Below are 287 nucleotides of genomic sequence, written 5' to 3'. Positions count from 1 at the left end.
TCACTCACTAACAGCTACCTGCAAATGGATGACAACTATCGCAACATGTTTAATAAGCACGCGAGCGGCTTGATGTCAGAAAAGAACAAGTTCTTTGTGTGGTTGTTTATGATAGCCGTAATCTTGGCTGTTATTATCGTTATTTCTAACTCAGCAGCTATGTTGAAACTGAAAAAATCCAGCTCAAACGAACGAGAAATAGACTGTGAATTCGATGACTTATACCAAGCACTCAAGCAGTTAGATTTAAAAAGACTTGAAGAGCTTCTTAACGAAGTGAGCATCAA

1 pseudogene is annotated in these 287 nt (G+C 38.3%); it reads left to right on the top strand.

The features are described from left to right. Positions 1–287 (top strand): annotated as a pseudogene (locus FTW16_RS01455) (response regulator); the annotation flags it as partial.

The organism is Vibrio sp. T20 (assembly GCF_007858795.1).
Taxonomy (GTDB): Bacteria; Pseudomonadota; Gammaproteobacteria; order Enterobacterales; family Vibrionaceae; genus Vibrio; species Vibrio satsumensis.
The sequence above is the reverse complement of the archived record's forward strand: the minus strand, read 5'-3'. Positions and strand labels throughout refer to the sequence as shown.